Genomic DNA, 26,988 nt, shown 5'->3' on the forward strand with positions numbered 1-26,988 from the left:
AACCCGAAAAGCGGAATCGGTCAGGACGTGGTAATTGTCGGTCGTTTCGAATTAGGACGCGCGGATCTTGCGATTGTAAGAAGACCGTCAGCTAATAACAGTTCCGCGTTCTGACTGTTAGCCAGCAAAGTCTGGTGAAGCGCTACCAAGCGCGCGACCAGGCGCTCGAGACGATACCCGCGCCAGACCTGCAACTGGGCCGTCAGTGCGGGCTGATCCTTCCAGAATATCCGCCGCGCGCCGGCTTCGGCCTTGAGGAATCCCGCAACGTCGCGGCCGTCACCCAACCGGGCATTCAGGCCCGCGAGTTGCGCCGTTCTGCGTTCGAAGGCAAGCAGAAGACCGACCGGGTTCATACCCTGCTCTCGCATCCGCCTCAGTTCAGGACCAATAGCGTCACGCTTTCCCCGAGCACCGCATCAACGAGCGGGCCGAAATCGTCATCCTCCGTCGATGCGCCGATCGCGTCGAGGTCTCCTGCCGCGACCGGCCGAGGAGTTTCGGGCGATGCGTCGAGATAAAGCGCCAGCTTAGTCACTTCCGAACGGGCGAGTCGCGTATCGAGACCTGCACCGCGCGCGATGCGTTCGGCGATCTCGCTGCCCAGCTTGAGGCCTGCAGCGTTTGCCATCGTCCGTACCGATGCGGTCGCCGAAGCCAGGTCCGGCGGATAGAACATCGCAACAAGGCCATCAGGCCGTCCCGCAAGCAGCTTGGCGGTCCGCGATTTGTCCGTGGCGCCGGTCGCGACGATCAGGACCGGGCATCCCTCGACAGCGTTTTCCAGCAGGGTCTGGACGGCATCGTGCGCCTCGTCACCCTGCGCGCGAACCCATATGTGGCGCGCGCCGCCGAACAGGGAAGTGGAACGGGCCTCATCACCGAGACGGACGGGGTCGCGGCGCAGTTCCGAACCCGACATTTCGATCCGTTCGCCGGGTTCGGGAAGCAGGGAGAGAATCTTCGCCGCTGCATCTGAAGCTCCCGACTCGTCAGGCCCGCAGAAGAAGAAAACGCGGGCATCGCGGGCAGCACGCTGGGCAAGGCCCGCGAACTCCTTCTGGGTAGCCTTCACGGCCCTTTACTGGGCAGTTTCACCGCGCAGACGCAGCGCGATGTTGGTGACGATGCGCGTGGCGATATCCTTGGACATGTTCTCCAAGGCCGTCTGCTCGGCGGCGATCGTCGCGTAGTCCGAAGAAACGACATCGATTCCCGCATCGGAGCCTGCAGTCTGGTCGAGCACGACTTCGCCGCTGCCCACCTCCACAAGCTGATAGCGTGCGCGCAACGTACGGCGCTCGCGGCCGACGGTATCGTCGGAGAGCAGCGCGAAGCTTTCCAGCTTGTCGTCGAGACGCACATCCAGCCGATACTTCGGCGCCACGCCCTTGCACCCGAGACGCCAAGCTCGTCGACCAGCGCGTTACGCACCAGCCAGCCTGCCCTGCCCTGGATCGCCGAGACCTCGACGGCGGCAAGCCCCTGCGCGACGGCGGCATTGCCGCCGCCGGCGTACATCGGCTGCAACCCGCACCCGGCGAGCAGCATGGCGGCGGTGAGGGCGACTAAAGCCTTCACGCGACGAGATTTACCAGTCGGTCGGGCACCACGATCACCTTGCGAATTTCCGCACCATCCAGCGCACGCTGCACCTTCTCGCTGGCAAGGGCAAGCGCCTCGAGGTCTTCCTTCGAAGTGCCCTTGGCGACGGTGAGGGTATCGCGCAGCTTGCCCTTGACCTGAACGGCCACGGTGACCTCGTCATCCACCAGCAGCGCCGGATCGACCTCGGGCCAGGCGGCATCGGCGATCAGGCCCTCTCCGATCGAGGCCCAGGCCTCTTCGGCAAGGTGCGGCATCATCGGCGAAACCAGCAGCAGCAGCGTGCGAATCGCGGCGGAACGGCTGGCGGAGGGCTGGGCCTTCTCGACCGCGCCGGTCAGTTCGTAGATGCGCGCCACGGTCTTGTTGAAGCCGAGCGATTCGATGTCGCGCGCCGCAGCATCCACGGTCTGGTGAACCTTGCGGTCCAGCGCCTTGTCTTCACCCGTGGCCGCCGCATCGTACTGCGCGAACAGACGCCACAAGCGCTGGACGAAGCGGCCGCAGCCTTCGATGCCCGCTTCGGACCACGGCAGGTCGCGCTCGGGCGGGCTGTCGGACAGCATGAACCAGCGGATCGCGTCAGCGCCGTACGTCGCGACGATCTCGTCGGGATCGACGACGTTCTTCTTCGACTTCGACATCTTGATGACGCGGCCGACGATAACAGGGCGGCCAGTCGCTATCTCATATACCTTGCCGTCCCGCCGTTCGATCTCGGCTGGCGATACAAAATACTCTCGGCCAACGGGCTTATCCCAATGCTCATGGGAGCCGCCAATCTGAGTCGTGTTCTCAGGGGCAATGTCGAAGACGCTATACGTCTCATGCGTGACCATGCCCTGCGTGAACAGGCTGCCGAACGGTTCCTTGACCTCGATCTTGCCGATGCGGGCCAGCGCGCGGGTCCAGAAGCGGGCGTAGAGCAAGTGCAGGATCGCATGCTCGATGCCGCCGATGTACTGCTCCACCGGAAGCCACTCGGCAATTTTTGCCGGGTCGAACGGGCGGTCGTCAGGCTGGCTGGCAAAGCGCAGGAAGTACCACGAGCTATCGACGAAAGTGTCGAGCGTGTCGGTCTCGCGGCGGGCCGGGTGGCCGCACTGCGGGCAGTCGACATGCTTCCAGGTCGGGTGGCGCACCAGCGGGTTGCCCGGCGTCTGGAAATCGACGTCCTCGGGCAGCACGACGGGCAAGTGCTTCTTGGGCACCGGCACCACGCCGCAGACCTCGCAGTGGATGAACGGGATCGGCGTGCCCCAGTAGCGCTGGCGCGAAACGCCCCAGTCGCGCAGGCGCCACACCGTCTTGCCCTCGCCCCAGCCTTCGCCTTCAGCGCGGGCGATGACGGCGGCCTTGGCCTCCGCGACGCTCAGGCCGTTCAGGAAGTCGGAGTTCACCAGAACGCCGTCGCCCGCCTCGGACTCGCCGTCGAAGGGCTTGTCAGCCTCCTCGGCGCTCGCCGCGACGACGCGCGCGATCGGAAGCTGGTACTTGGTCGCGAATTCGAAGTCGCGCTGGTCGTGGCCCGGCACGGCCATGACCGCGCCGGTGCCGTAGTCCATCAGCACGAAGTTGGCGATGTAGACCGGCAGCTGTGCGCCCGAGAACGGGTGCTTCGCGGTGATGCCGGTATCGAAGCCCAGCTTCTCGGCCGTTTCAAGCTCTGCGGCGGTGGTGCCGCCCTGCTTGCACAGCGCGATGAAGTCCTGAACTTCGGGTCGCCCTTCGGCCGCGCCTTGCGCGATCGGGTGATCGGCGGCAACGGCAACGAAGCTTGCGCCGAAGATCGTGTCCGGGCGGGTCGAGTAGACCTCCACCTTTCCACCGGTCGAAAGGTCGAAGCTGAACTGCAGGCCCTGTGACTTCCCGATCCAGTTCTCCTGCATCGTACGGACCTTCTCGGGCCACTTGTCGAGGGTGGAGAGGCCGTCGAGCAGTTCGTCGGCGAAGTCGGTGATCTTGAGGAACCACTGGGAGAGCTTGCGCTTCTCGACCAGTGCGCCCGAGCGCCAGCCGCGCCCGTCGATCACCTGCTCGTTCGCCAGCACGGTCTGGTCGACCGGATCCCAGTTCACCGCGGATTCCTTGCGGTAGACCAGGCCGTGTTCGTACAGGTCGAGGAACAGCGCCTGTTCCTGGCCGTAATATTCCGGCTCGCAGGTCGCGATCTCGCGGCTCCAGTCGAGCGCGAAGCCCAGGCGCTTGAGCTGGGCCTTCATGTTGGCGATGTTCTCGCGCGTCCAGCCGCCGGGGTGGACGCCCTTTTCCATCGCCGCGTTCTCGGCCGGCATGCCGAAGGCGTCCCAGCCCATCGGGTGCAGGACTTCGAAGCCCTTCATCCGCTTGTAGCGCGCCAGCACGTCGCCCATCGTGTAGTTGCGGACGTGGCCGATGTGGATGCGGCCCGAGGGATACGGGAACATCTCCAGCACGTAGCTGCGCGGCTTCGTGGAAGTGTCGTCGGCGCGGAAGCTCTGCGCTTCGTCCCACGCAGCCTGCCAGCGCGTGTCCGCCTGTGCGGGATCGAACCGCTCGGTCATCTTTGTCTAAACTCCTGCGGGACCGGCCCGCCAAATGAACGGGCGGCCGCAAGGGCCGCCCGATAATTCTTAACCGCCGATCGAATCGCGGCGCAGGTCGCGGGCACGGGTGAGGATGATGTCCTCGAGCTTCTGCACCGTCGCGGCCTGTACCGGCGCGGCGACCCAGCCACCGCCCTGCGCCACTTCGCGCACGGCGGTGACGCGCAGCGCATCGGCGCGCAGGTCCTGGTCGAGGATCGCGATCGACACCTTCACGCGCTCGGTCGGAGTCTTGGGATTCACGTACCAGTCGGTGATGATGACGCCGCCGGCGCTGTCCGACTGGAGCAGCGGCATGAACGAAACCGAATCGAGGCTGGCGCGCCACAAGTAGCTGTTCACGCCGATCGTGGTAACCTGCGAAGGCGCGAGCTTGGCCTGCTCCTTCTTCCTGCCACCGCCGCAACCGGCCAGTGCCAGCGCCGCCGCGGCGCAGATGCCCACGGTCGTCAGCGTGCGCACGGTGAAGAGGCCGTTGTCGGTGCTGGCTTTCATGTTCGTTCCCAAATCCGGTGTCAGAGGCTGCAGACGCGGCGCGCGCCGAGCCTGTCGTCAAAACGCCTCTATAACCGCCAGTGGGCCAGCGGCAAGAGCGCCTTTCCGATGCGCCGTCCCAAGCAGGGCTTGGATGAGCGCGTCCTGAACGAGCGCGCTCCTCCTTTGCCCCGCCACTCAGGCCGTGTTAATCTGCGCCGACGATCATGGCACTTCCTTTGCGGCGTTTCCGTGATGGTCGATCGGCAAGTAGCGGACAGGGGCATTCGATGAGTACCGAGCGTGAGGGCGCAACCCGGGGAGGCATGAAGGGAAGCCTGCTTCTGGCAGGCTGCGTTACCCTGCTTGCGCTGCCGAGCGCAGTTCTCGCATTCTCGACGGACTTCAAGAGCAACGCCTCGGCAACTTCCGGGCAGATCGATCTGCTTACTCCGGAAACCACTCAGGAGAACCTGTCGCAGGCGATCGCGATGCGCTCGCTCGCCAAAGGCGACCTGTTCCCTTTACACCCGCAGGCACGCCCAATCGCTCGGATCGCGCCGTGACTGTCGCGGTGCGCGTCGATCCGGAAGCGGCACAGGCGATTATAGTTCACGGCCGCGCTCCGCTCGCACAGGCCAACCAGGATCCCGCACGCCTGCGTATCGCCCCCACCGCCTTCAACCTTGGCGTCTCGCGCGGGTACCAGAACTTCGCCCAGAATCTGGTGCCGCAGGCCACCAACAGACCGATGGCGGAACTGCCTGACCTCAAGAAATTCAGCCTGTCGCCCGGCCCGACCAAGCACGACGAATCACGCTTCAGCCCCCGCATCTCTCTCGACGAAAAGAAAGCCTCGGGCCGTGCCCCACGTACTTTCGCTGTCGATGGCAGCGAGGTCGATCTCGGCGGCGCCTATCGCGTGACGGAGAATCTCGATGTGACTGCGGGCGTGCGCTACTCGCAGGAACGCGAACGACTGGTCCCGCTGACCGATGGCAAGCAGGACAGCCAGGCCGTTTACGTGGGCACCCAGTTCAAGTTCTGATCCGAGCAATATTGCTTGCAAAATCTGCAATCAATATTGGTGCGTTTAGGTCAATAGTCGGCCTTGCGGCCGTCATAATCCTTCCATAGCCTTGTCGTCGGTGGATGCTCACAACGAAAGGCTAAGCATATGGCGCGCGTTGCAATTGTAACCGGCGGAACCCGGGGTATTGGCGAAGCTGTTTCGCTCGCACTGAAGGAACGCGGTCACACCGTCGTCGCGAATTACGCAGGCAACGAAGAAAAGGCAGCCGCCTTCACGGAGCGCACCGGCATCCCCTCCTACAAGTGGGACGTGGGTGACTTCGAGGCGACGCAGGACAGCTGCGCGCGCATCGCGTCTGAAATCGGTCCGATCGACATCGTGATCAACAACGCAGGGATCACCCGCGACGGCGTGCTCCACAAGATGAGCTTCGACGACTGGAACGACGTCATGCGCGTCAACCTCGGCGGCTGCTTCAACACCGCCAAGGCGACCTTCTCGGGCATGCGCGAGCGTGGCTGGGGCCGCATCGTCAACATCGGTTCGATCAACGGACAGGCCGGCCAGTACGGCCAGGTGAACTATGCCGCTGCAAAGAGCGGTATCCACGGGTTCACCAAGGCGCTGGCGCAGGAAGGTGCCAAGTACGGAGTGACCGTCAATGCGATCGCGCCGGGCTATATCGATACCGACATGGTCGCCGCCGTGCCGCCGCCGGTGCTGGAGAAGATCGTCGCCAAGATTCCGGTGGGTCGCCTCGGCAGCGCCTACGAGATCGCACGTGGCTGTGCCTTCCTGTGCTCGGAGAACGCGGCGTTCGTTACCGGTTCGACGCTGAGCATCAACGGCGGCCAGCATATGTACTGAGGATGGCAGGCGAATAGCCTGGCGGACTCGCATTTGGCGCAACAACAGGCGCAACTTGAACTCATCGCCCGAAAAGCGTAGAGTTAACGCCGCAAACGACACTGGCCTGTGGCCATGTGGATCAAGCCCTCGCCGCTGCAACGGCGGGGGCTTAGTCGTTTCAGGGCGTAGAGCTCAACGTCTGGGGGACACGCTGCAACGCATCCCCCACCCGTCGCCTACTTCCGGCCCTTAACCTCCACCACCTTCAGGATGAGGGTGGCAAAGGCGAACAAGGCCCCAAGGAAGAGGCACAAGTCAGCAAACGACACTGGCTTTTCCTCCAAGGGATCGACGGCAGAAGCGCCGCCGCCGAGCACCCTATAGGAAAAATCCTATGTGTTCCACATTTGTTCTCTTCGGACGTCAGACGAGTTCGGCAAGCGCCGCTGCCTCGAAGCCCTTCAATTCGCCCGCATTTCCATCACGCACCTTGGAGACCCAGTCGGGATCGGTGATGAGCGCGCGGCCAACGGCGATCAGGTCGAACTCATCGCGTTCCATGCGTTCCACGAGTCGATCGAGGCCGACGCTCGACGAGCCCTCGCCACCGAACGCAGCCATGAAATCGCCGGAAAGTCCCACTGACCCGACGCTGATGGTGGTGGCACCGGTGAGCTTCTTGGCCCAGCCGGCGAAGTTCAACCCGTTCTCGCCGTCGATCTCCGGGAACTCGGGCTCCCAGAAACGGCGCTGCGAACAGTGCAGGACGTCCACGCCCGCCTCGACCAGAGGCTGTAGCCAGTCCGCCATGAGGTCCGGAGTCTCGGCAAGGCGCGCGGCATAGTCCTGCTGCTTCCACTGGCTCAAGCGCAGGATCAGGGGATAGCCCGGCCCTACCGCCTCGCGCACCGCCGCCACGACTTCGGCCGCGAAGCGCGAACGCTCGCGAATGGTCGCGCCGCCGTAGCGGTCGGTGCGCAGGTTGCTGCCCGACCAGAAGAACTGGTCGATGAGGTAGCCATGCGCACCGTGCAGTTCGACCACGTCGAAGCCAAGCCGCTTTGCATCGGCCGCAGCACGAGCGAACGCGGCCACGCTGTCGGCGATGGCTTCCTCGCTCATCGCCTTGCCGCGCGGGACATCGGGCGCATCGTAGCCCGACGGGCTCTCGACGGGCGCATCGGGCACCCACTCGGTCATGAAGCTCTTGGTCGCGCCGGTGTGCCACAATTGCGGCCCCATGCGGCCGCCTGCTCCGTGCACCGCATCGATTACCTGCTTCCAGCCGCCCAGGGCAGGCTCACCATGGAAGAAGGGGATCCCCGGATCGTTGCGAGAGGCAGGGCGGTCGATCACCGTGCCTTCGGACAGGATCAGGCCGACACCACCTTCGGCCCGGCGGCGGTAATAAGCGGCCTGCGCCTCGCCGGGGATGCCCTCGGCGGCGAAGGCCCGGGTCATCGGCGCCATGACGATGCGGTTGGGAAGGTCCAGCGAGCCGATGCGGAACGGCTTGAACAGAACGTCGGTGGCACTTGCGGTCATTGCGGAGGAACTCCGGTTTGCTGGGGAGCCGTTTAGGTATATATTGGATACCTGACGTCAATGAGGCACCTTATGGTGCGCAAGTATATCCAGGGATACCTTGATGCCGGAATGCGAGCATTTCTCCGTCGATTGCCCGAGCCGCCTGCTGTTCGACCAGATCGCCGACAAGTGGTCGATGATGGTGCTGACGGTCCTCGATGCCGGACCGATGCGCTTCAACGGCATCAAGCGCCATCTGGAGGGCGTGACTCAAAAGGCGCTTACCCAGTGCCTGCGGCGGCTGGAGCGCAACGGATTGCTCGAGCGACGGGTCATCGCCGCATCCCCCATCGGGGTGGAGTATGAGATCACTCCGCTGGGCCGCTCGTTGCAGACTCCGTTCAAGGCGCTGTACGGCTGGACGATCGTCAACATGCAAGACGTGGAGAAAGCTCGGGTGGAGTACGACCGGCGCCTTGTCGCCTGACCCAGTCAATTCAGGCTGAACGAAGGGTCGAGCAGCCGTAAATGCGCCTGCGTCATCAGGCTGACCGAGATCTCCGATGACCGCAAGCGCATCATCGATGGCAATGCCGCACCCCACGCTCAGGGGGCCGAGGCCGGTCAGCGCCCGTGCCAGATCCCTGTCGTACGCCTGCAAGCGCTCGACCTCCACTCGGCTCACATCGAACTGCGAGCCCAGGATAGTGTCTCGCCCGATTCCGCCCGCAACCGTGTCAGGTAGAGCAGGTTCACGAAGGCCGAACCGTCTCGCCGGAAATTGATGATCGGCGCCCTGGCCGACATGGTGTCGTCGTTGTGCAGGAAGGCGCGGAACTTCGCATGGGCTTGCCCATCCCGCGTATCGCCCTGCAGGAAGCGGCAGTTGCGACCGATCACGTCGTCACCGGAATAGCCGGTCAGTTCGCTGAAACGCTCATTGACGAACAGAAGCGGATGATCCCCCTCGATAGATGCCAGAGCCAGCGCCATCGGCAGCGATGCCAGAAAGTCGCGTAGTTCCGAGGGAACCGTTGTTTCCATCTCAGGTCAACTCCAGCCGAGCAGGCTGAAATGCGTACCAGACCGATGCCGTAAAACGCAACGCCGAGTCGGGAAATTCAAAGTCTTGGCGCCTTGTCTGCGCTCGGCATCCCACATTGGGCATAACGAAAAAGGGCCGCGGTTTCCCGCGACCCCTTTTGTAGCCGAAACTCTGAAAGCGATTAACGCTTCGAGAACTGGAAGCTGCGGCGTGCCTTGGCGCGGCCGTACTTCTTACGCTCGACCACGCGGCTGTCGCGGGTGAGGAAGCCGGCTGCCTTGACGGCCGAGCGCAGGGCCGGCTCGTACTTGGCGAGAGCCTGGGCGATGCCGTGCTTCACAGCGCCGGCCTGGCCCGACAGACCGCCACCCTTGACGGTGGCGATGACGTCGTACTGCTCTTCGCGGCCAGCGACCTGGAAGGTCTGGTTGATCACGAGGCGCAGGGTCGGACGTGCGAAGTAGACTTCCTGGTCACGGCCGTTGACGATGATCTTGCCCGAGCCGGGCTTGATCCACACGCGGGCAACGGCGTCCTTGCGGCGGCCGGTGGCGTAAGCGCGGCCCTGCGCGTCGATCTGCTGCTCGCGCAGCGGAGCGTTCGAGACGGGAGCGGCTGCCACGGTCTCGTCACCGACGGTGACGTTGCCGGCGATGTCCGCGAGGTCGGACAGGCTCTGCACGGTTTCGTTGTCGGACATTATGCGCCCACCTTGTTCTTGCGGTTCATCGAAGCGACGTCGAGCGCTTCGGGCTGGGTGCCACCGTGCGGGTGCTCGGTGCCGGCGTAGACGTGCAGGGCGCGCATCTGGTCACGGCCGAGCGGACCACGGGGAATCATGCGCTCGACAGCCTTTTCAAGCACGCGCTCGGGGAAGCGACCGGCGAGGACCTTGTCCGCGGTGACTTCCTTGATGCCGCCGGCATAACCGGTGTGCTTGTAGTAGGTCTGCTGCTTGAGCTTGTTGCCCGTGAAGCGCACCTTCTCCGCGTTGATGATGACGACGTGGTCGCCGCAATCAACGTGAGGGGTGAAGCTGGGCTTGTGCTTGCCGCGCAGCAGGTCGGCGATGATCACGGCCAGACGGCCTACAACCAGATTCTCGGCATCGATCAGATGCCACTTCTTCTCCACCTCGGCCGGCTTGATCGACCGGGTGACCTTCGTGAGCGCCTTCATGGCTGGTCATTCCCTATAATTCGAGCGCCAGCCACGGGAGCGAATCCCCTGATAGCGCGGAAGGCGGCCAAATCGTCGAAATGGCTGCGTAAGTCAAGCAATGCGCGGGATTGCAGAGAGGTAAAATAATACCTTCAAGCAGGCAGCGGCAATCCGCCCAGCCCTGCCAGCGTTCCCGGCGCTCCGGCATCGCAGCGCCAGCCGAGCACGGCGGGCGCTTCGTAAGGGTGCCGTTGCGCCACCCGGGCGACGGCAGCATCCAGCAGTTCCGCCCGGGTCTTGAACAGCACCCCGACCTCGCGCGACGTCCCGCGTTCGCCGTTCCAGACGAAGACGCTGACAATACCGGGCACGATGTTCGCGCAGGCCGCCAGCGATTCGTGGAGCATGGCGTCGATCACCTCCAGCGCCGCGTCCTCGTCGGGGAACGGGCACCAGACGAGCGCACCGCCTGTCATCCCCGGCGACCGAGGGCATGCGCGCCCCACACCGTCGCGGCGACCAGCAGTGCACCGCAAAGCTGGTGCGCCACGGCGATCCACAAGGTCACGCCGGACCACACCGTGAAGATGCCCAGCAGCACCTGCGTCCCGAACGCACAGTGCACCGCGACCGAGACTAGCCGCTCGTGCTTCGCCTTGAGCCTGCGGCCCATGACGACGAGCACCACGACGATGGCCCAGGCCCACCAGCGGTGAATGAAGTGCGTGAGGTAGGGATCGTTGACCAGCGAGGAGAAGAACCCGCGCGCCCAATCGACGCCTTCGGGGAAGAAGCTGCCCTGCATCAGCGGCCAGGCGTCCCAACTCCACCAGCCGGCGCCGGCGATGTAACCGGCACGCAGGCCCGCCACCATCGCGCCCATGAACAGTTGCAGCGCCAGCATGCCCAGCGCCAGGGCGCCGAAGCGGGTCAGCCGCGCGCGCTGCTCTCCCCGCTCCATCGCCTTGAGGTCCAGCGCGGTCCAGACGAGCCCGCCCAGCGTGAAAAGCGCCACCAGCAAGTGCGCGGCGAGGCGAAAGTGACTCACCCGGTCGAGCGCCTCGGCGCTGAGGCCGGAGGAGACCATCCACCAGCCGACGACGCCCTGCAGGCCGCCCAGCGCCAACAGCGCCAGCAGGCGCGGCTTGTAGCCGCCGGGAATCGTGCGCTTGTACCAGAACCACGCCAGCGGAACCGCGAAGACGAGGCCGATCGTGCGCGCCAGAAGACGGTGGAACCATTCCCAGAAGTAGATGAACTTGTACTGCGCCAGCGTCATGCCTGCCGGGCCATTGACGTCGAGATACTGCGGGATCTGCTTGTAGCGAGCGAACTCGGCCTGCCACTGAGCGTCGGTGAGCGGCGGGATGGCGCCGGTCAGCGGCTTCCATTGCGTGATGGAAAGGCCCGACTCGGTGAGCCGGGTGATCCCGCCGACCGCGACGATCAGCACCACCAGCACCGCAACACTCAGGAGCCAGCGCACCATCGGGGCGATATCATCACTTGTCCCGATGATCGGGCGACCGTCGTTCACTCTCATGCGTCTGCTTCTTCCGTCATGCGGGCGATTCCTGCGATTTTGCGGGCATTTGCGCAAGAGGGCGTTCGACGGCACGTGTTTTCGACGAGTCCTGCGTGAAAATTTTGCGTCCGGCCCTTGCGAAATGATACAACGTTACATAGATGGCTGCCCATGCGTACTGCCCTTCTTGCGATCTCGTAACCGCCTCGACCGTGCCGGAATCATCCTGAGCGGGCTGTGTGCGGTGCATTGCATCCTGGGCGTCGTGCTTGTCGGCGTGCTGGGACTGGGCGGCGAAGCGCTTCTTTCGCCCAGTATCCACCGCATCGGACTGGCGATGGCTCTGGTCGTGGGCATCATTTCGCTCGGCTTCGGCGTGCTGCGCCACGGGCGGGTCGCGCCGCTGGCGATCGGTGCTTCGGGCCTGACGTTGATGGGCATCGCCCTCCTCGTCGATCACGGGATCGAGGAGACCGTGCTGACGATCGCAGGCGTCAGCCTCGTCGCCTTCGCGCACATTCGGAACTTGCACGGCGCCTGTTGAGCGCTATTCGGCAAGCCATGGCTGCCGAAATCCTGCTTACCGTGAATGGCGAACCGCGCCGCATTGCCGCCGGTTCCAGCATTGCCGACCTCGTCGCGCAGATCGGCCTCGACCCGAAGAAGGTCGCGGTCGAGCACAATGCCGAGATCGCGCCGCGCTCGACGCTTGCCGACGTGACCTTGTCCGAAGGCGATGTGCTGGAGATCGTCCACTTCGTCGGCGGCGGCTGATCGGGCCGCCCTGCCCCCGCTTTTCCTGATTCACGCTTCCCCGAAAGGACGCGCTTCGTGACCGATTTCCCCGCCGATACCTGGACTGTTGCCGGTCGTACTTTCACCTCGCGCCTGATCGTGGGCACGGGCAAGTACAAGGACTTCGCGCAGAACGCCGCCGCCGTGGAAGCCTCGGGCGCGGAAATCGTCACCGTCGCGGTGCGCCGTGTCAACGTGTCGGACCCCAAGGCGCCGATGCTGACCGACTTCATCGACCCGAAGAAGATTACCTACCTTCCCAACACCGCCGGCTGCTTTACGGCCGAAGACGCCATCCGCACTCTGCGCCTGGCGCGCGAGGCCGGCGGCTGGGATCTGGTGAAACTCGAAGTGCTGGGCGAGGCCCGCACGCTTTACCCCGACATGCGCGAAACGCTGAAGGCCACCGAAATCCTCGCGAACGAAGGCTTCCTGCCGATGGTCTACTGCGTCGACGATCCGATCGCCGCCAAGCAGTTGGAAGAAGCGGGCGCCGTCGCGGTGATGCCGCTAGGCGCGCCGATCGGCTCGGGCCTCGGAATCCAGAACAAGGTGACCGTGCGCCTCATCGTCGAGGGCGCCAAGGTGCCGGTGCTGGTCGACGCGGGCGTCGGCACCGCTTCGGAAGCCGCCGTGGCGATGGAACTGGGCTGCGATGGCGTGCTGATGAACACCGCGATCGCCGAGGCGAAAGAGCCTGTCCGCATGGCCCGCGCCATGAAGCTGGCAGTCGAGGCCGGTCGCCACGCCTACCTCGCCGGTCGCATGGGCCAGCGCCGCTACGCCGATCCGTCGAGCCCCTCGCCGGCCTCATCTGAGTGCCTCCGTACCGAAACGGGACGGGCTTCCCACCTTTCCCGTTTCCGACGGCAAACTGCGCATACAAACCTTTGCATCGTAAACCGTCCAGAAAGGATGATCGTGGTTAAATCCGACTCGTGACGGGGATCTTCCCGACACATCAGGGACAATCACGATGGCCCACACAGGTACGGCTAGTCTGACGATCAACGAGCTGCGCGAATTCGCCAGCTTCTCCCCCAGCGAGCAGCGCTATATCCGGCGCAGCCTCGATATCGGCCTCGGCCGCCAGGATGCCTTCAAGCTCTGGGCGCGCGACGAGGACGAACTGGCCTCGATCCGAAAGCAGTACGTCGCCTATCAGGACCTCAAGGCCCTGCGCGCGATGCGGCCGGACGACTACAGCTTCGACGACGTCGACGCCTTCATGGGCAAGCTGGTGCGGATGGCCGCATTCGACCTCGCGCAGGAACGCCTGACGAGCTTCTCCGCCTTCCGCTTCCTCTACGAGCGCCTGCTAGGCGGCTGGGCACGGCCGTGGCTCCCGGGGGCCTTCTGCGGAGCCGCAGCACTGCCGCAGATCCGCCCTGACCGCCGCCGCACCCTGCTCCACTCGATCAGCGAAGCCGCCGCCACCGCGCCCGGCTGGTCCGACCGCGAGCCGAGCTTCTATCCCGAGTTCATCGAGAAGGAAGCCGCTTAAGCCGGTACCGGCTCGACGACAGAGCCCCCTGCCCGTGCCTTCGCCGCCAGGTTGTGGACGTAGTCCAGCTTGGCGACGATCGCGTCGGACAGATGGAAGGGGTAAAGATCCGGCTGCCCCATCGAGCGGTTGATCGCGTTCATCGCAAAGGAGAGCGGCCCCATCGCTTCGGTCAGCGCACGGGTGTCAGCCGTGTAGGGATTGAAATCCAGCTCCACTTCCAGCCCGACCTCGTCGCCCGGCAGCGGAGCCAGCGACAGGTCGAAACCGCCCGCCGTCGCCAGAACATCGACGATGTGCAGGTAATGCGCGAAGGTCTCTGCAAAATCCTCCCACGGATGGGAGGTCGCGTAGAAGCTGACGAAAGCGTCGGTCCACACTTTCGACCCATCATCATTGTAGTGCGCCTGCAGCGCCTGTTGATAGTCGATCCGCTCATCACCGAATATCGTGCGGAAAGCCTCCAGTTCGGCCGGATCGGTCTCGACCAGCCGCGACCAGTAGTGGTGGCCCACTTCATGCCGAAAATGGCCGAGCAGGGTGCGATAGGGCTCGCCCATCGCATGGCGCATCCGCTCACGCTCGGCATCGTCGGCCTCGATCAGGTTGAGCGTGATGACGCCGCCGTCGTGACCGGTGAAGATTCGCGGACTGCCCGCCTGCTCCGCCGCCGCATCGTAGAGGAAATCGAAGGCGAGGCCCTGTGTTCCTGGACCTTCCTCGGCCTTGGTTTCCAGCGGGAGGCCCAGCCTCATCAGCGTGTGGAACAGCCGCCGCTTGGCCGCCTCGATCCTGCCCCAGCGCGGCGGCACCGAGGGTTCGGACAAGTCCGGGATCGTGCGGTTGTGGCGGCAGGCGCGGCACATCGGCGTGGTGTCGTCGCTCGCCACCAGCCAGTTGCAGATCTGGTAGTCGTTGTTGTTGGCGCAGACGACGACATCCGCCACCTCGCCTTGCGCATCGCGCCAGACAGTCGCGCCGTCGGCCAGGAAGCGGAAGCCGTCGATTTCGGGATCGTAGCCAAGGGTGGCCTGGCAGCCGGGGCAAACCCGGACTTCGAAATGATTCAGGCGGCGGCAGTTCGGGCAGGGGAAGGCACGCATGGCGCACTCGCTGTAATTGACGTTTGCCCCGTCAACGCAGGAAGCGCGCCACCGTTTCCTTACGCGCGATAAAGCGCGTCCAACCGAGTGCCGTACCGTTCCTTGAGCTTGTGCCGGCGGATCTTGAGACTCGGGGTCATCTCCTCGTTCTCGATCGAGAACGGCTCGTCGGCGAAGGCGTATTGACGCACCTTCTCGATCACCGAGAGGTCGGCGTTGACCCGGTCGATCGCATTGCGCAGCGCGGTGCGGAATGCCGGAAGCCCCTGCAGCTTGCGGAAATCGAAAGTCTCGCCGTTATCCCGTGCCCACTGCAGCGCCCAGTCGGCGTCGGGGACGATCAGGCCGACGATGTAGGGCTTGCGGTCACCGTAGACCATCGCCTGCGCGATCTCCGGCTGGAGCGTCAGCATCGATCTCGACCTTCTGCGGAGAGACGTTGTCGCCCTTGTCGTTGACGATCATGTCCTTCTTGCGGTCGGTGATGGCAATGCGCCCGCGATCGTCGATATGGCCGATGTCGCCGGTATGGAGCCAGCCGTCCTTGAGCACGTTCGCCGTCGCCGCCTCGTTCTGCCAGTAACCCGACATCACGAGTTCCCCGCGCACGAGAATCTCGCCGTCCGCGGCGATCCTGACCTCGACCCCGCGCATCGGCGGGCCGACGGTGTCGAACTTCACGCCTGCCGACGGGCGGTTGCAACTGATGATCGGCCCCGACTCGGTCTGGCCGTAGCCCTGCAACAGCGTCAGCCCCATCGCGTCGAAGAAGACGCCGATCTCCGGGTTGAGCGGCGCCCCGCCCGAGACCAGCGCCTTCATTCGCCCGCCGAAGCGGGCGCGGATCTTGGGCCGGAGGGTCCGCTCGATCACCAGATCGAGCGGATAGTCGAGCAGCCCGCGCTTGCCGTTCAGACGGCGCATGCCCCCGCCGATCGCCCAGTCCATGAGGCGGTTGGCGACGGCGCCCTGCTTCTCGATCTGCTTCATGATGCGGGTGCGCAGCACCTCGAACAGGCGCGGCACCACGACCATCACGGTCGGGCGCACTTCCTCGATATTGGCGGCGAGCTTGTCGAGGCCTTCCGAATAATAGATCTGCCCGCCCAGCCCGATCGGCAGCCACTGGCCGCCGGTGTGCTCGTAAGCGTGGCTGAGCGGCAGGAACGAAAGGAAAATCTCGCGCTTGTCCGGCCCCCGATCCCAGCCGAAGTCCTGCTCGATGATTTGCGCGGCGCCCGCCACGTTGGACAGCAGCATGCCGTGATGCTGGCGCACCCCGCGCGGCGCGCCGCCGGTGCCGCTGGTGTAGATGATGCAGGCAAGGTCGGTACGGCCGATGTCCGCGATCCGCCGATCGACCTCGGCGCGCGCCGAGGTGGCATCACCTTCGAGCAGTTCGTCCCAGATATGCGTTTCATAGGCCCCGCCCTGCATCGGCACGAGCGGCTCCATGCCGATGACCTGCCGGCACATGTCGGTCTGCACCACGGCCGGCAGCAGCGCCTTGCCCAGCTTCGCGGTCGAGACGATCGCCGCTCGGGCGCCGGAATTCTCCAGAATGTGGATGTGATCGCGCGTCGTGTTGGTGGTGTAAGTCGGCACCGTCACGCAGCCCGCCACCATGATCGCAAGGTCGGCAAGGCACCACTCGGGCCGGTTTTCCGAGACGATCAGCACGCGCTCGCCATCCTGCAGGCCCATGCGGCGCAGCGATGCGGCGATCAGGCATACCCGGCGCGCCGCATCGGCCCAACTGATCGAGCGCCACTGGCCATCACGCTTGGCCCAAAGCATCGGCGCCTCGCCCAGCGCGTCGGCGCGGGCGAGGAAAAGCGACACGACGTTGGCGCTGCTATCGAAATCGGCAATGTCCATGGCGGCCCCCGGTGTATCCTCAAATCTTCTATCGTAGGCGAACGTCTAGGTGGGCTGGCGGGTTGCCACAAGCTTACTGCGAAACGGCGACACCTTCGGTGCGCGGATCGCCCGATCCCATCAGCTTGCCGTCCACCACCAGCACCCCGTTGGTCTTGAGCGGCATCTCCATCGCCCGGACCGATGTATGGCCGAGCGCCTGCAGCGCCGGTATCATCGCCTCCAGCGGCGAGCCCTTCTCGACGTTGATCGTATCGGTCGGCGCGAAAAGCACGGGCAACGCCAGTGCCTTGTCCACCGGCAGCTTCCAGTCGAGCACGCCGACCAGCGCGCGGATGACCTGTACCGGGATCGTCGCCCCGCCTGCGGCGCCGACGACGAAAAGCAGCTTGCCGTCTGGGCCATAGACGATGGTGGGCGCCATCGAACTGCGCGGACGCTTGCCGCCCTCGACCCGGTTGGCGACGACCGCGCCGTCCTTTTCGGGCGCGAAGCTGAAATCGGTCAGTTCGTTGTTCAGGTAGAACCCGCCAACCATGATGCCCGAACCGAAAGCGCTTTCGATCGTCGAAGTCCACGAGACGACGTCGCCCTGCCTGTCGACGACGACGAAGTGCGAGGTGCCGTGTTCGGCATAATGCTTGCCGAGAGCCAGCTTCGGCGCCGGCAACCCGGCGCTCACGGTCGGCATCGTCCGATCGGCGGAGATCAGCGCCCCGCGCCGCTTGAGGTAAGCCGGATCGATCAGCGCCGCGACCGGCACCTTCACGAAATCGGGATCGGCAAGGAACAGGTCGCGATCGGCATAAGCCAGCCGCTCGGATTCGGCGATGAGGTGCCAGGCGACCGGCGAGTCCGGCCCGAGCTTGCCGAGGTCGAAGCCCTCCAACTGGATCAGTGTCGCCAGCACCGTGGTCGCGCCCGAAGACGGCGGCCCCATGCTGCAGATCTTGTAGACCCGGTACTTCGCGCAGGTGCTCGGCCGCTCCTTCGCCGCGAAAGCGGCGATGTCCGCCTCGGTCATCCTGCCGTCCGCAGGGGTTTCGGCCGCGACCTTGGCGGCGATCTCCCGCGCGAGGTCCCCTTTGTAGAACCCTTCCGGCCCCTTGGCTGCGAGCATTTCCAGCGTGCTCGCCAGCGCCGGGTTGCGGATCGTCGTGCCGACGGGAAGCGGCTTGCCATCCGCGCCGTAGTAGATGCCTCGCGCCTGCGCATCATGGGCGCCGGTGTCGGGCTGCCGCGAGAGCGACTGGAACCCACGCGGCGAGAGCATGAAGCCCTCGCGCGCAAGGTCGATCGCGGGCTGGAACAGCTCCGCCCACGGCAAGCGCCCGTGCTCGGCGTGAATCTTGGCGGCAAGCGCGAGGTTACCCGGCACGCCGACGCTGCGTCCGCCAATGACAGCGGTGCGGAACGGCAGCGGCTGGCCCGAGGCATCGAGGAAGCGCGCGGGCGTCGCAGTCTTCGGCGCAGTCTCGCGCCCGTCCCACGATTCGACCTCGCCTTTCTCGTTGCCGAGCATCAGGAAGCCGCCGCCGCCGATGCCCGAGCTTTGCGGCTCGACCACGGTTAGCGCCAGCATCGTCGCGATCGCCGCGTCGGTGGCGCTGCCGCCGCGGCGGAGAATCGAGGCCCCCGCCTCCGCCGCACGAGGATCGGCAGCGCTGACCATACCGGCGTCGAAAACGGCAGGTCCGGTTACGGCAGGGCTGCTCGCAGTGGGTTGCGAAGGGATGGTCGCCGTCGTCGCGGCACAACCAGAGAGGGCGAGCGAGGCAGTCAGCCCCAGGATCAGCTTTCCGGACATTGCAGAAAGGCTTATTCGGTTCCAACCGCCTCTGCAATCGATGCGAAGCCATCGCGGCGCATCAGTTCGAGCAAGCCCTTGTTGATGGCCTTGGCGATGCCCGGCCCTTCGTAGACCATGGCGCTGTAAAGCTGGACGAGGCTCGCCCCCGCCCGGATGCGCGCCCAGGCGTCCGCCGCATTGGCGATTCCGCCCACGCCGACCAGCGGCACCGCGCCGCCGGTCGCCTTGCGGAAATCGCGCAGGCGCTGCTGCGCCAGATCACGCAGCGGCGCGCCGGAGAGGCCGCCGGTTTCTCCCTTGTGCTGCGAGGCCAGCGGTGGCCGCGAGATCGTGGTGTTGGACACGATCAGCGCGCCCAACTGCTTGTCGATGGCGATTCGCGCGATGGCGTCGACGTCGGCAGGCAAGAGATCGGGTGCAACCTTGAGGAAGACCGGAGGCCGGTGGCCTGCGCCGCAAGCCTCGTCGCGCGAGTCGATCACCGCCTCGAGCAGCCCGGTCAACGCCGATCTCGTCCTGCAGAGCGCGCAGACCCGGCGTGTTCGGACTGGAGATATTGACCGCAAGATAGCCCGCCAGCGGCGCCATCAGCCGCGCCATGATCGCATAATCGTTGACGCGGTCGGTCGAGATCCTTGTTCGCGCCGATGTTGATGCCGACGACGCCCGGACGCTGCACACGCGCCTCCAGCCGGTAGACCGCGTCCTGCGCGCCGCCATTGTTGAAGCCCATCCGGTTGATGACCGCGCGGTCCTCGACCAGCCGGAACAGGCGCGGCTGCGGGTTGCCGGCCTGCGGTAGCGGGGTGATCGAACCGACTTCCGCAAACCCGAAGCCCAGGCCGAGCAGCGCGTCCGGCACTTCACCATCCTTGTCGAACCCGGCAGCCATGCCGACCGGACCGGGGAAGGCGATCCCCGCCACGGTGCTGGCCAAAGCCGAATCGGTGCGCGGCGCGCTGCCGGGGCCGGATAGCTTCAGGGCCTTGAGCGCAAGACCATGGGCCTTCTCGGCCTCGATTCGGAAAAGGGCGGGTCGGATGAGAGAATAGAGCACGAGCGCCGCATAACGCCCCCGGCAGTGTTGCTCAAACGCTTCTTCTGCTGCGGTGCGAGATGAAAAAGCCCGTTAGAGGCCATCCCGAGCCATCCGGACCTGCGAACGTGTCGCGTTTATACAATAAATCGCCCCATCCGGAGCATACACGAGTCCTGCGACCCGAAGGGCTCGTAGCGGGATGCGCTCGAGTTCTTTATAACTTAAGGCGGTTTCCGATTTCGATCGGGAACCGCCTTTTTCGCGCTTCTTGACGGCAAGCTCCCACAGATCGACCGTTAAGCAAGCCTTTTTCCATGGCTTGCGTATCTTTTGCGACGAGCTATGGCGCGGCAGCGATCAACCGTGCGAACCGCTCGCAGGTGCGAAACGGCCATTGAAACCCGCCGCGCGCTGCACTAGGTGCAAATCGGAAAGAATTGATCCGATTTAAACACAGGAACCGGAAAGCCCGTTCATGCGCCTGTCGAGTATGACAGACTATGCCGTCGTCATAATGTCCGCTGCGGCGCGGCATTGCGGCACCTGCTCGCTCATCGAGCAGGCGGGCGGCAAGCGTGCGCGCATTTCGGCCGCCCAGCTGGCGGAAGAAACCGGCCTGCCTGCTCCTACCGTCCAGAAGCTGGTGAGTAAGCTCTCCGCAGCCGGACTGATGCGTTCGTCGCGCGGTGTCGGTGGGGGTCTGCGACTCGCACGGCCTCCCGCCACGATCTCGCTGGCGGACATCGTCGAGGCGGTGGAAGGGCCGATCGCCCTCACCGCCTGCATCGATCGCGCGAAAAGCGATTGCACGCTGGAATCCTGTTGCAACGTAAAAGGCCACTGGCCGCAGGTTAATGCGGCCGTGCGCGGGGCGCTCGCCCAGGTGGCGCTGACCCAGCTCGTCGAGGAAGTTTGAGATGACCGAAGAAACCCTCCCCATCGCGCCAGAACGCGATCAGGCCGCGCGCGAGGCTGCTGCCCGCGTCGCCGAGTACGAGCACGGCTGGTCCTCGGACATCGAGCAGGAATACGGCCCCAAGGGCCTGTCCGAAGACACCATCCGCTTCATCTCGGCCAAGAAGGACGAGCCGGAGTGGATGCTCGACTGGCGCCTGAAGGCTTACGCAAAGTGGCTGGAGATGACCCCGCCGGACTGGGCGAAGCTCGATATTCCGCCGATCGACTATCAGGAATCCTACTATTGGGCTGCGCCCAAGAAGAAGGATGCGCTCGCCAGCCTCGACGAAGTCGATCCCGAGATCCTGCGCGTCTACGAGAAGCTGGGCATTCCGCTGGAGGAGCAGAAAGTGCTCGCCGGCGTCGAGGGTGCGCGCAAGGTCGCGGTGGACGCGGTGTTCGATTCGGTCTCGGTCGCCACCACTTTCCGCAAGGAGCTGGAACAGGCGGGCGTAATCTTCCGCTCGATCTCCGAGGCGATCCGCGAATTCCCCGAACTGGTGAAGAAGTGGCTGGGCCGCGTGGTGCCCGTCCATGACAACTACTTCGCTACGCTGAACTGCGCGGTCTTCTCGGACGGCACCTTCGTCTACATCCCCGAGGGCGTGCGCTGCCCGATGGAGCTGAGCACCTATTTCCGCATCAACGCGGAGAACACCGGCCAGTTCGAGCGCACCCTGATCGTCGCCGAAAAGGGCAGCTACGTCTCGTACCTCGAAGGCTGCACCGCCCCGATGCGCGACGAGAACCAGCTTCACGCCGCCGTCGTTGAACTGGTCGCGATGGAAGATGCGGAGATCAAGTACTCCACCGTCCAGAACTGGTATCCGGGCGATGCCAACGGCAAGGGCGGCATCTACAACTTCGTCACCAAGCGCGGGCTTTGCCAGGGCGCGCGTTCGAAGATCAGCTGGACCCAGGTGGAAACCGGCTCTGCGGTGACGTGGAAGTATCCCAGCTGTGTCCTCAACGGCGAGGATTCGGTGGGCGAGTTCTACTCGGTCGCCGTCACAAACAACTACCAGCAGGCCGATACCGGCACCAAGATGATCCACAACGGCAAGGGCAGCCGCTCGACGATCATCTCCAAGGGCATCTCGGCAGGCAAGAGCAACAACACTTATCGCGGCCTCGTGCGCGTGGGCGCCAATGCCGATGGCGTGCGCAACTTCACCCAGTGCGATTCGCTGCTGCTCGGCAAGGAGTGCGGCGCGCATACGGTGCCCTACATCGAAGTGCGCAACCCCAGCGCCCAGATCGAGCACGAGGCGACCACCAGCAAGATCAGCGACGACCAGCTGTTCTACGCCATGCAGCGCGGCCTCGACACCGAGCAGGCGGTGGCGCTGATCGTCAACGGCTTCGCCAAGGAAGTGCTGCAGCAGCTACCGATGGAATTCGCGGTGGAAGCGCAGAAGCTGCTGGGCATCAGCCTTGAGGGGAGCGTGGGCTGACCCCTCCCCCGACATGAATAACGAAGGACCAGAAACCATGACCGCCGCCCGCAAGACTTTGGGCATCAGCCTCGCCTCCAACGGGCCGAAGGCAGACGCCAAGGCCAGCTTTGCCGTCACCGGCACGCGCCTCGAAACGCTGAAGGAGCGCGCCAAGGACCAGCGCCGCAACCCCAGCGAGGCGCAGAAGGCGCTGTGGGCGAAGCTGTCCGGCTCGCAGCTGGGCGGGGTGAAGTTCACGCGGCAGTCGATCGTCGGCTCGGCGATCGTCGATTTCGCCTGCCCTTCGCGCTGGATCGTGATCCAGCTGAGCGCCGAGGATTCCAACCCCGACGTCAACGAACTGCAGGACCGCAAGCTCACCGAAGTCGGCATCCGCGTGCTGCGCTTCTCGGAAGAGGAAGTGCTCGGCCAGGTCGATACCGTGGTCCGCGAAATCAACACCGAACTCAACGTGCCCTTCGACAAGCGCTCCGCGCGCAAGAAGGCTGGCTCGCGTCCGGCAGGGACGTTCGTGAGCGACGAAGGATAAGCCATGCTCAAGATCGATAACCTGACAGCAAACGTCGCCGACAAGCCGATCCTCAAGGGTCTGTCGCTCACCATCAATCCGGGCGAGATCCACGCGATCATGGGCCCCAACGGCGCGGGCAAGTCGACGCTGGGCTACACGCTGGGCGGCCGTCCGGGCTATGAAGTGACCGGTGGTTCGGTGGACTTCGCCGGGCAGGACCTGCTCGAACTCGAACCGCACGAGCGCGCTGCTGCGGGCCTGTTCCTGGGCTTCCAGTACCCGGTCGAGATCCCCGGCGTCTCCTTCGTCCAGTTCCTGCGCGAGGCGGCCAATGCCCAGCGCAAGGGCCGCGGCGAGGAACCGCTGTCGGGCGGCGAATTCCTCAAGCTGGCCAAGGAGAAGGCCGGCCTGCTGCGCATGGACATGGACATGCTCAAGCGCCCTGTGAACGTCGGCTTCTCAGGCGGTGAGAAGAAGCGCGCCGAGATGGTGCAGATGGGCATCCTGAACCCGAAGCTGGCGATCCTCGACGAGACCGACTCCGGCCTCGACATCGATGCGCTGCGCATCTGCGGCGAAGGCATCAACGCGATCATGCGCGCACCCGACAAGGCGGTGCTGCTGATCACCCACTACCAGCGCCTGCTGGACTACGTGAAACCGGACTTCGTCCACGTCCTCGCCGCAGGCCGCATCGTCAAGTCGGGTGGCCCCGACCTTGCCCTGCGTCTTGAGGAAGAGGGCTACGAGGCGGTGGTGCAGGAGGCGGCATGAACGTCGAACTCGCCCTCCCCACCCGCAAGGACGAGAATTTCCGCTACTCCGACATCGCGGCGCTGGGCACTGTCTGGCCGATCGTGACCGAGGAGATCGTGGTCGCCGAAGGCGCGGAGCGAGACGCTTCAGATCGTCGAGACCGGTGCCGGAGCCGTCGCCCGCCACATCGCCATCACGCTCGGCAAGGGCGCGAAGTTCGATCTTCGCGTGCTGACCGCCGGGCCGGCCTATGGCCGCATCGCGGTGGACGTACGGCTGGCTGAAGGCGCCGACTTCACACTGGGCGCGGCGCAGCTGGCTACGGCTGAGGAGACGCTGGAAATCGTCACCGAAGTGACCCACGCGGGCCTCAACGCCACCTCCGAGCAGATCGTGCGCACGGTGCTGGCGGGCAAGTCGGTCGGCACTTACCTCGGCCGCATCGCGGTGGAGCGCGGCGCCGACGGCACCGATGCCGAGCAGTCGGTCCGCGCCATGCTGCTGGAGCGTACGGCGACCGCCAACGCGCGCCCCGAACTCGAAATCTACGCCGACGACGTCAAGGCCGCGCATGGCTGCGCGGTGGGCGAACTCGACGCACAGGGCCTGTTCTACCTGATGAGCCGCGGCCTTACCCCGCCGCAGGCAAAGCGCCTGATGCTGCAGGCCTTCATCGCCGAAGCCTTCACCGGCGCGGCAGGCGAAGAGGAACTGAGCGCGGCGGCGATCGCCCGTCTGGAGGCGATCCTGTGAGTCTCGACACCGCAGAACTCGCGCTCAAGAGCCAGTTCCCGGGTCTGGCGGGTGACTGGCACTACCTCGACACCGCCGCCACCGCGCAAAAGCCGCAGGCGGTGATCGACGCCACCGTCGCTGCCATGGGCCGCGACTATGCGACCGTCCATCGCGGCGTCTATGCCCGCTCGGCCGACATGACGCTGGCGTTCGAGGCGGCCCGCCGCCGCACCGCCGCGTTCCTGAACGCAGAGGAAGACGAGATCGTCTTCACGCGCGGGGCGACCGAGATCGATCAACCTCGTCGCGCAGAGCTGGGCTGCCGCGAACCTTCAGCCCGGCGACCGCATCCTGCTCTCGACGCTGGAGCACCACTCCAACATCGTGCCATGGCAGTTGCTGCGAAACGGCGTGGAGATCGACGTCTGCCCGCTCGACGCCGAAGGCCGGATCGACCTCGAAGCCGCCGCGCGCATCCTGACCCCGGCGCACAAGCTGGTCGCCTTCGCCCATGTATCCAACGTGCTCGGCTCGGTGCTCCACGTGGAACACGCCGCGAAGCTGGCGCATGCGGTCGGCGCGAAGCTGCTGATCGACGGTTGCCAGGCCGCCCCGCGCCTCGCGCTCGACGTGAAGGCGTTCGACTGCGACTTCTATGCCTTCTCCGCGCACAAGCTCTACGGCCCGACCGGGATCGGCGTGCTCTGGGCGCGCAAGGACATCCTCGACGGGATGCAGCCCTGGCACGGCGGCGGCTCGATGATCGACAAGGTCACCTTCGAGAAGACTACTTACGCCCCCGCGCCGCAGCGCTTCGAGGCCGGCACGCCCAACATCGTCGAGGCCATCGGCATGGCCGCCGCGATGGACTGGCTTGCCGCCATCGGCCTGAACCGCGCCGAAAAGCACGAGCGTGATCTTGCTGTCCTCCTGCGCAGCGAACTACGCAAGCGCAACGACGTGACGCTGTTCGGACCCGACGATTCGCTCGGCATCGTCAGTTTTGCGCTCGACGGGGTGCATCCGCACGACCTCGGCACCATATTGGACGAAGAAGGCGTGGCGATCCGCGCCGGGCACCACTGTGCCCAGCCGCTGATGGAACACCTTGGCGTCCCCGCGACGGCGCGGGCCAGCTTCGGTCTCTACAACGATGAAAGCGATATCGAGGCGCTCCTGAAAGGGATCGAGCGCACCAGGAGAATTTTCGGATGAGTGACCAGAAGCCTGCATTCAGCGTAGAGGAAGTCGATGCGGCTCCCCGCTCCGCGTGCGCGCGTGGACGATGCCGTGCCCCTCCGGAGGAACGCAAGCGCGACTATCTCGACGGGTTCCTCGCCGAGAAGCCGCAGGGGATCGACCCTTCCGACCCCGGCGGCGCGATCTACGACGGCGTGATCGACGCGCTGAAGGAGATCTTCGACCCCGAGATCCCGGTGAACATCTATGACCTCGGCCTGATCTACGGCGTCGAGGTTTCGCCCGAGGCGTCGGTGTCGGTCATCATGACGCTCACCACCCCGCATTGCCCGGTCGCCGAATCGATGCCGGGCGAAGTGGAACTGCGCGTCTCGGCGGTGCCCGGCGTGCGCGACTGCGAAGTGAACCTCGTCTGGGATCCGCCGTGGGACATGGCCAAGATGACCGACGAGGCCAAGCTGGAACTGGGAATGCTGTGAGCGATACTCTCGCCCCTGACCTTGCGATCGCGCGCGCCGACTTCGCCGATCCTGCCGACGCGGCGGCGATCGTGGCGATGCTCGACGTCTATGCGCGCGATCCGATGGGCGGTGGCGAGCCGCTCTCCGACGACGTGCGCGAACGGCTGGTGCCGGCTCTGGCACAGGTGCCCGGCGCCTTTGTCCTGCTCGCGCGAATCGACGGCGAGGCGGTGGGCATCGCCAACTGCTTCACCGGCTTCTCGACCTTCGCGGCGCGCCCTTTGGTCAACATCCACGACATCGCCGTCGCCCCCGGCCATCGCGGCAAGGGCATCGCCCGCGCCCTGTTCGCCGCGATCGAGGTCGAGGCCCGTACGCGCGGCGCCTGCAAGATCACGCTCGAAGTGCTGAGCGGGAACCAGCGCGCCAAGGAACTCTACGCATCGCTGGGCTACGGCGACTACCAGCTCGACCCCGAAACCGGACACGCGCTGTTCTGGCAGAAGAGGCTCTCATGACCGAAACCACCACCACCAAGACCCGCCCTGCCCGCCCCGCCGCCGTCATCCTGACGCCGAACGCGGAAACCCGCATCGCGAAGCTGATGGGCGAGGCGCCCGAAGGCGCGATCGGCGTGAAGCTGTCCACCCCGCGTCGGGGCTGCTCGGGGCTCGCCTATTCGGTCGACTACGTGACCGAGGAAGCCAAGTTCGACGAGAAGATCGAGACCCCCGGCGGCCTGTTCTATATCGACGGGGCCTCGGTGCTGTACCTCGTGGGCAGCACGATGGACTGGGTGGAGGACGATTTCACCGCCGGTTTCGTGTTCGCCAACCCCAATGCCAAGGGCGCCTGTGGGTGTGGGGAAAGCTTCACGGTCTGAGGTCACGCCTTGCCTCGGGGGCTTCGACAAGCTCAGCCTGAGCGGATTTTCAGACTATGGGTGTTTCCGCTCAGGCTGAGCTTGTCGAAGCCCCC

At 65.2% G+C, this 26,988-nt stretch carries 25 protein-coding genes and 6 pseudogenes; 17 read left to right on the forward strand and 14 right to left on the reverse strand.

Features of this window, described 5'->3' with window-relative positions; all coding sequences use genetic code 11:
- Positions 1 to 20: 20 nt before the first annotated feature.
- From holA to KZO24_RS15190, 4 genes and pseudogenes are all read right to left on the reverse strand, one after another.
- Positions 21 to 1,075 (reverse strand): annotated as a pseudogene (holA, locus tag KZO24_RS15175) (DNA polymerase III subunit delta).
- Positions 1,076 to 1,081: 6 nt separating this feature from the next.
- Positions 1,082 to 1,581 (reverse strand): annotated as a pseudogene (lptE, locus tag KZO24_RS15180) (LPS assembly lipoprotein LptE).
- Positions 1,578 to 4,148: a leucine--tRNA ligase gene (gene leuS, locus KZO24_RS15185; protein ID WP_271182543.1), complete on the reverse strand. Its 2,571-nt coding sequence runs from the start codon at positions 4,146 to 4,148 to the stop codon at positions 1,578 to 1,580. The pseudogene lptE and the gene leuS overlap by 4 nt, the downstream one beginning before the upstream one ends.
- 69 nt (positions 4,149 to 4,217) lie before the next feature.
- Entirely contained in the window at positions 4,218 to 4,685 is a 468-nt protein-coding gene (locus tag KZO24_RS15190; protein ID WP_008831529.1) for a DUF3576 domain-containing protein, read from the reverse strand.
- A gap of 269 nt (positions 4,686 to 4,954) precedes the next feature.
- On the opposite strand from KZO24_RS15190, the gene KZO24_RS15195 reads away from it, so the two are divergent.
- From KZO24_RS15195 to phbB, 3 genes are all read left to right on the forward strand, one after another.
- The gene (locus tag KZO24_RS15195; protein WP_486486559.1) at positions 4,955 to 5,230 is read left to right on the forward strand and encodes a hypothetical protein; all 276 of its coding nucleotides are present in this window, start codon (positions 4,955 to 4,957) and stop codon (positions 5,228 to 5,230) included.
- Positions 5,227 to 5,712 (forward strand): hypothetical protein, encoded by a 486-nt coding sequence (locus KZO24_RS15200; protein WP_486486560.1) that lies wholly within the window; start codon positions 5,227 to 5,229, stop codon positions 5,710 to 5,712. The genes KZO24_RS15195 and KZO24_RS15200 overlap by 4 nt, the downstream gene beginning before the upstream one ends.
- A 129-nt stretch (positions 5,713 to 5,841) precedes the next feature.
- Complete coding sequence (phbB, locus tag KZO24_RS15205; RefSeq protein ID WP_008831527.1) at positions 5,842 to 6,564, forward strand: acetoacetyl-CoA reductase; 723 nt, start codon at positions 5,842 to 5,844, stop codon at positions 6,562 to 6,564.
- A 405-nt stretch (positions 6,565 to 6,969) separates the two neighbouring features.
- On the opposite strand, the gene KZO24_RS15210 is transcribed toward phbB, so the two are convergent.
- On the reverse strand, positions 6,970 to 8,091 hold the full coding sequence (locus tag KZO24_RS15210; protein WP_271182545.1) for an NADH:flavin oxidoreductase: 1,122 nt from the start codon (positions 8,089 to 8,091) through the stop codon (positions 6,970 to 6,972).
- Between the two features lie 103 nt (positions 8,092 to 8,194).
- Between KZO24_RS15210 and KZO24_RS15215 the strand changes: the two genes are divergently transcribed.
- Positions 8,195 to 8,560, forward strand: a complete 366-nt coding sequence (locus KZO24_RS15215) for a winged helix-turn-helix transcriptional regulator (RefSeq protein WP_271182546.1) — start codon at positions 8,195 to 8,197, stop codon at positions 8,558 to 8,560.
- A 194-nt stretch (positions 8,561 to 8,754) separates the two neighbouring features.
- Here KZO24_RS15215 and KZO24_RS15220 read toward each other — a convergent pair whose 3' ends face one another.
- From KZO24_RS15220 to KZO24_RS15240, 5 genes are all read right to left on the reverse strand, one after another.
- Positions 8,755 to 9,117, reverse strand: coding sequence for a PAS domain-containing protein (locus KZO24_RS15220; protein WP_271182548.1), 363 nt, complete (start codon positions 9,115 to 9,117; stop codon positions 8,755 to 8,757).
- A gap of 182 nt (positions 9,118 to 9,299) precedes the next feature.
- Positions 9,300 to 9,818 carry a 30S ribosomal protein S9 gene (rpsI, locus tag KZO24_RS15225; RefSeq protein ID WP_008831261.1) on the reverse strand — a complete coding sequence of 173 codons (519 nt, stop codon included), beginning with the start codon at positions 9,816 to 9,818 and terminating at the stop codon, positions 9,300 to 9,302.
- Positions 9,818 to 10,297, reverse strand: coding sequence for a 50S ribosomal protein L13 (rplM, locus tag KZO24_RS15230; RefSeq protein WP_008831262.1), 480 nt, complete (start codon positions 10,295 to 10,297; stop codon positions 9,818 to 9,820). Before rplM ends, rpsI begins: the two co-directional genes overlap by 1 nt.
- 134 nt (positions 10,298 to 10,431) lie before the next feature.
- Positions 10,432 to 10,755 (reverse strand): divalent-cation tolerance protein CutA, encoded by a 324-nt coding sequence (gene cutA / locus KZO24_RS15235; RefSeq protein ID WP_271182549.1) that lies wholly within the window; start codon positions 10,753 to 10,755, stop codon positions 10,432 to 10,434.
- Positions 10,752 to 11,822, reverse strand: coding sequence for a COX15/CtaA family protein (locus KZO24_RS15240; RefSeq protein ID WP_271182550.1), 1,071 nt, complete (start codon positions 11,820 to 11,822; stop codon positions 10,752 to 10,754). Before KZO24_RS15240 ends, cutA begins: the two co-directional genes overlap by 4 nt.
- A 226-nt stretch (positions 11,823 to 12,048) precedes the next feature.
- Between KZO24_RS15240 and KZO24_RS15245 the strand changes: the two genes are divergently transcribed.
- The 4 genes from KZO24_RS15245 to KZO24_RS15260 are packed head-to-tail and all read left to right on the forward strand — an operon-like array spanning position 12,049 to position 14,103.
- Positions 12,049 to 12,348, forward strand: a complete 300-nt coding sequence (locus KZO24_RS15245; RefSeq protein ID WP_486486561.1) for a MerC domain-containing protein — start codon at positions 12,049 to 12,051, stop codon at positions 12,346 to 12,348.
- A gap of 17 nt (positions 12,349 to 12,365) precedes the next feature.
- Positions 12,366 to 12,578 carry a sulfur carrier protein ThiS gene (thiS, locus tag KZO24_RS15250; RefSeq protein WP_008831265.1) on the forward strand — a complete coding sequence of 71 codons (213 nt, stop codon included), beginning with the start codon at positions 12,366 to 12,368 and terminating at the stop codon, positions 12,576 to 12,578.
- A 57-nt stretch (positions 12,579 to 12,635) separates the two neighbouring features.
- Positions 12,636 to 13,541, forward strand: a complete 906-nt coding sequence (locus KZO24_RS15255) for a thiazole synthase (RefSeq protein ID WP_486486562.1) — start codon at positions 12,636 to 12,638, stop codon at positions 13,539 to 13,541.
- A gap of 34 nt (positions 13,542 to 13,575) precedes the next feature.
- Positions 13,576 to 14,103 (forward strand): hypothetical protein, encoded by a 528-nt coding sequence (locus tag KZO24_RS15260; protein WP_008829389.1) that lies wholly within the window; start codon positions 13,576 to 13,578, stop codon positions 14,101 to 14,103.
- On the opposite strand, the gene KZO24_RS15265 is transcribed toward KZO24_RS15260, so the two are convergent.
- The 4 genes and pseudogenes from KZO24_RS15265 to KZO24_RS15280 all read right to left on the reverse strand — a co-directional run bounded on the left by KZO24_RS15265 (position 14,100) and on the right by KZO24_RS15280 (position 19,951).
- Positions 14,100 to 15,206: a zinc-binding metallopeptidase family protein gene (locus KZO24_RS15265; protein ID WP_271182551.1), complete on the reverse strand. Its 1,107-nt coding sequence runs from the start codon at positions 15,204 to 15,206 to the stop codon at positions 14,100 to 14,102. The two genes, KZO24_RS15260 and KZO24_RS15265, sit on opposite strands and share 4 nt — an antisense overlap.
- 59 nt (positions 15,207 to 15,265) lie before the next feature.
- Positions 15,266 to 17,084, reverse strand: a pseudogene (locus tag KZO24_RS15270) (AMP-dependent synthetase/ligase).
- A gap of 73 nt (positions 17,085 to 17,157) precedes the next feature.
- The gene (gene ggt, locus KZO24_RS15275) at positions 17,158 to 18,891 is read right to left on the reverse strand and encodes a gamma-glutamyltransferase (protein ID WP_271182553.1); all 1,734 of its coding nucleotides are present in this window, start codon (positions 18,889 to 18,891) and stop codon (positions 17,158 to 17,160) included.
- An 11-nt stretch (positions 18,892 to 18,902) separates the two neighbouring features.
- Positions 18,903 to 19,951: pseudogene (locus KZO24_RS15280) on the reverse strand (quinone-dependent dihydroorotate dehydrogenase).
- A 457-nt stretch (positions 19,952 to 20,408) separates the two neighbouring features.
- Here KZO24_RS15280 and KZO24_RS15285 point away from each other — a divergent pair.
- The 9 genes and pseudogenes from KZO24_RS15285 to KZO24_RS15325 all read left to right on the forward strand — a co-directional run bounded on the left by KZO24_RS15285 (position 20,409) and on the right by KZO24_RS15325 (position 26,893).
- Positions 20,409 to 20,849, forward strand: coding sequence for an SUF system Fe-S cluster assembly regulator (locus KZO24_RS15285; RefSeq protein ID WP_008829384.1), 441 nt, complete (start codon positions 20,409 to 20,411; stop codon positions 20,847 to 20,849).
- 1 nt (position 20,850) lies between these two features.
- Complete coding sequence (gene sufB / locus KZO24_RS15290; RefSeq protein WP_211150716.1) at positions 20,851 to 22,344, forward strand: Fe-S cluster assembly protein SufB; 1,494 nt, start codon at positions 20,851 to 20,853, stop codon at positions 22,342 to 22,344.
- A 37-nt stretch (positions 22,345 to 22,381) separates the two neighbouring features.
- A complete protein-coding gene (locus KZO24_RS15295; protein ID WP_069709257.1) occupies positions 22,382 to 22,876 on the forward strand; it encodes an endonuclease domain-containing protein in 495 nt (164 codons plus the stop codon).
- Between the two features lie 3 nt (positions 22,877 to 22,879).
- Positions 22,880 to 23,632, forward strand: a complete 753-nt coding sequence (gene sufC / locus KZO24_RS15300) for a Fe-S cluster assembly ATPase SufC (protein WP_036525708.1) — start codon at positions 22,880 to 22,882, stop codon at positions 23,630 to 23,632.
- A pseudogene (locus tag KZO24_RS15305) lies at positions 23,629 to 24,367 on the forward strand (SufD family Fe-S cluster assembly protein). Before sufC ends, KZO24_RS15305 begins: the two are co-directional and overlap by 4 nt.
- Positions 24,364 to 25,564 (forward strand): annotated as a pseudogene (locus KZO24_RS15310) (aminotransferase class V-fold PLP-dependent enzyme). The pseudogenes KZO24_RS15305 and KZO24_RS15310 overlap by 4 nt, the downstream one beginning before the upstream one ends.
- A complete protein-coding gene (locus KZO24_RS15315) occupies positions 25,561 to 26,028 on the forward strand; it encodes an SUF system Fe-S cluster assembly protein (RefSeq protein WP_486486563.1) in 468 nt (155 codons plus the stop codon). Before KZO24_RS15310 ends, KZO24_RS15315 begins: the two are co-directional and overlap by 4 nt.
- Positions 26,025 to 26,528 carry a GNAT family N-acetyltransferase gene (locus tag KZO24_RS15320; protein WP_271182558.1) on the forward strand — a complete coding sequence of 168 codons (504 nt, stop codon included), beginning with the start codon at positions 26,025 to 26,027 and terminating at the stop codon, positions 26,526 to 26,528. Before KZO24_RS15315 ends, KZO24_RS15320 begins: the two co-directional genes overlap by 4 nt.
- The gene (locus tag KZO24_RS15325; protein ID WP_271182559.1) at positions 26,525 to 26,893 is read left to right on the forward strand and encodes a HesB/IscA family protein; all 369 of its coding nucleotides are present in this window, start codon (positions 26,525 to 26,527) and stop codon (positions 26,891 to 26,893) included. The genes KZO24_RS15320 and KZO24_RS15325 overlap by 4 nt, the downstream gene beginning before the upstream one ends.
- Positions 26,894 to 26,988: the final 95 nt, after the last annotated feature.

The sequence above is a fragment of the Novosphingobium sp. NFX11 genome, assembly GCF_057376415.1.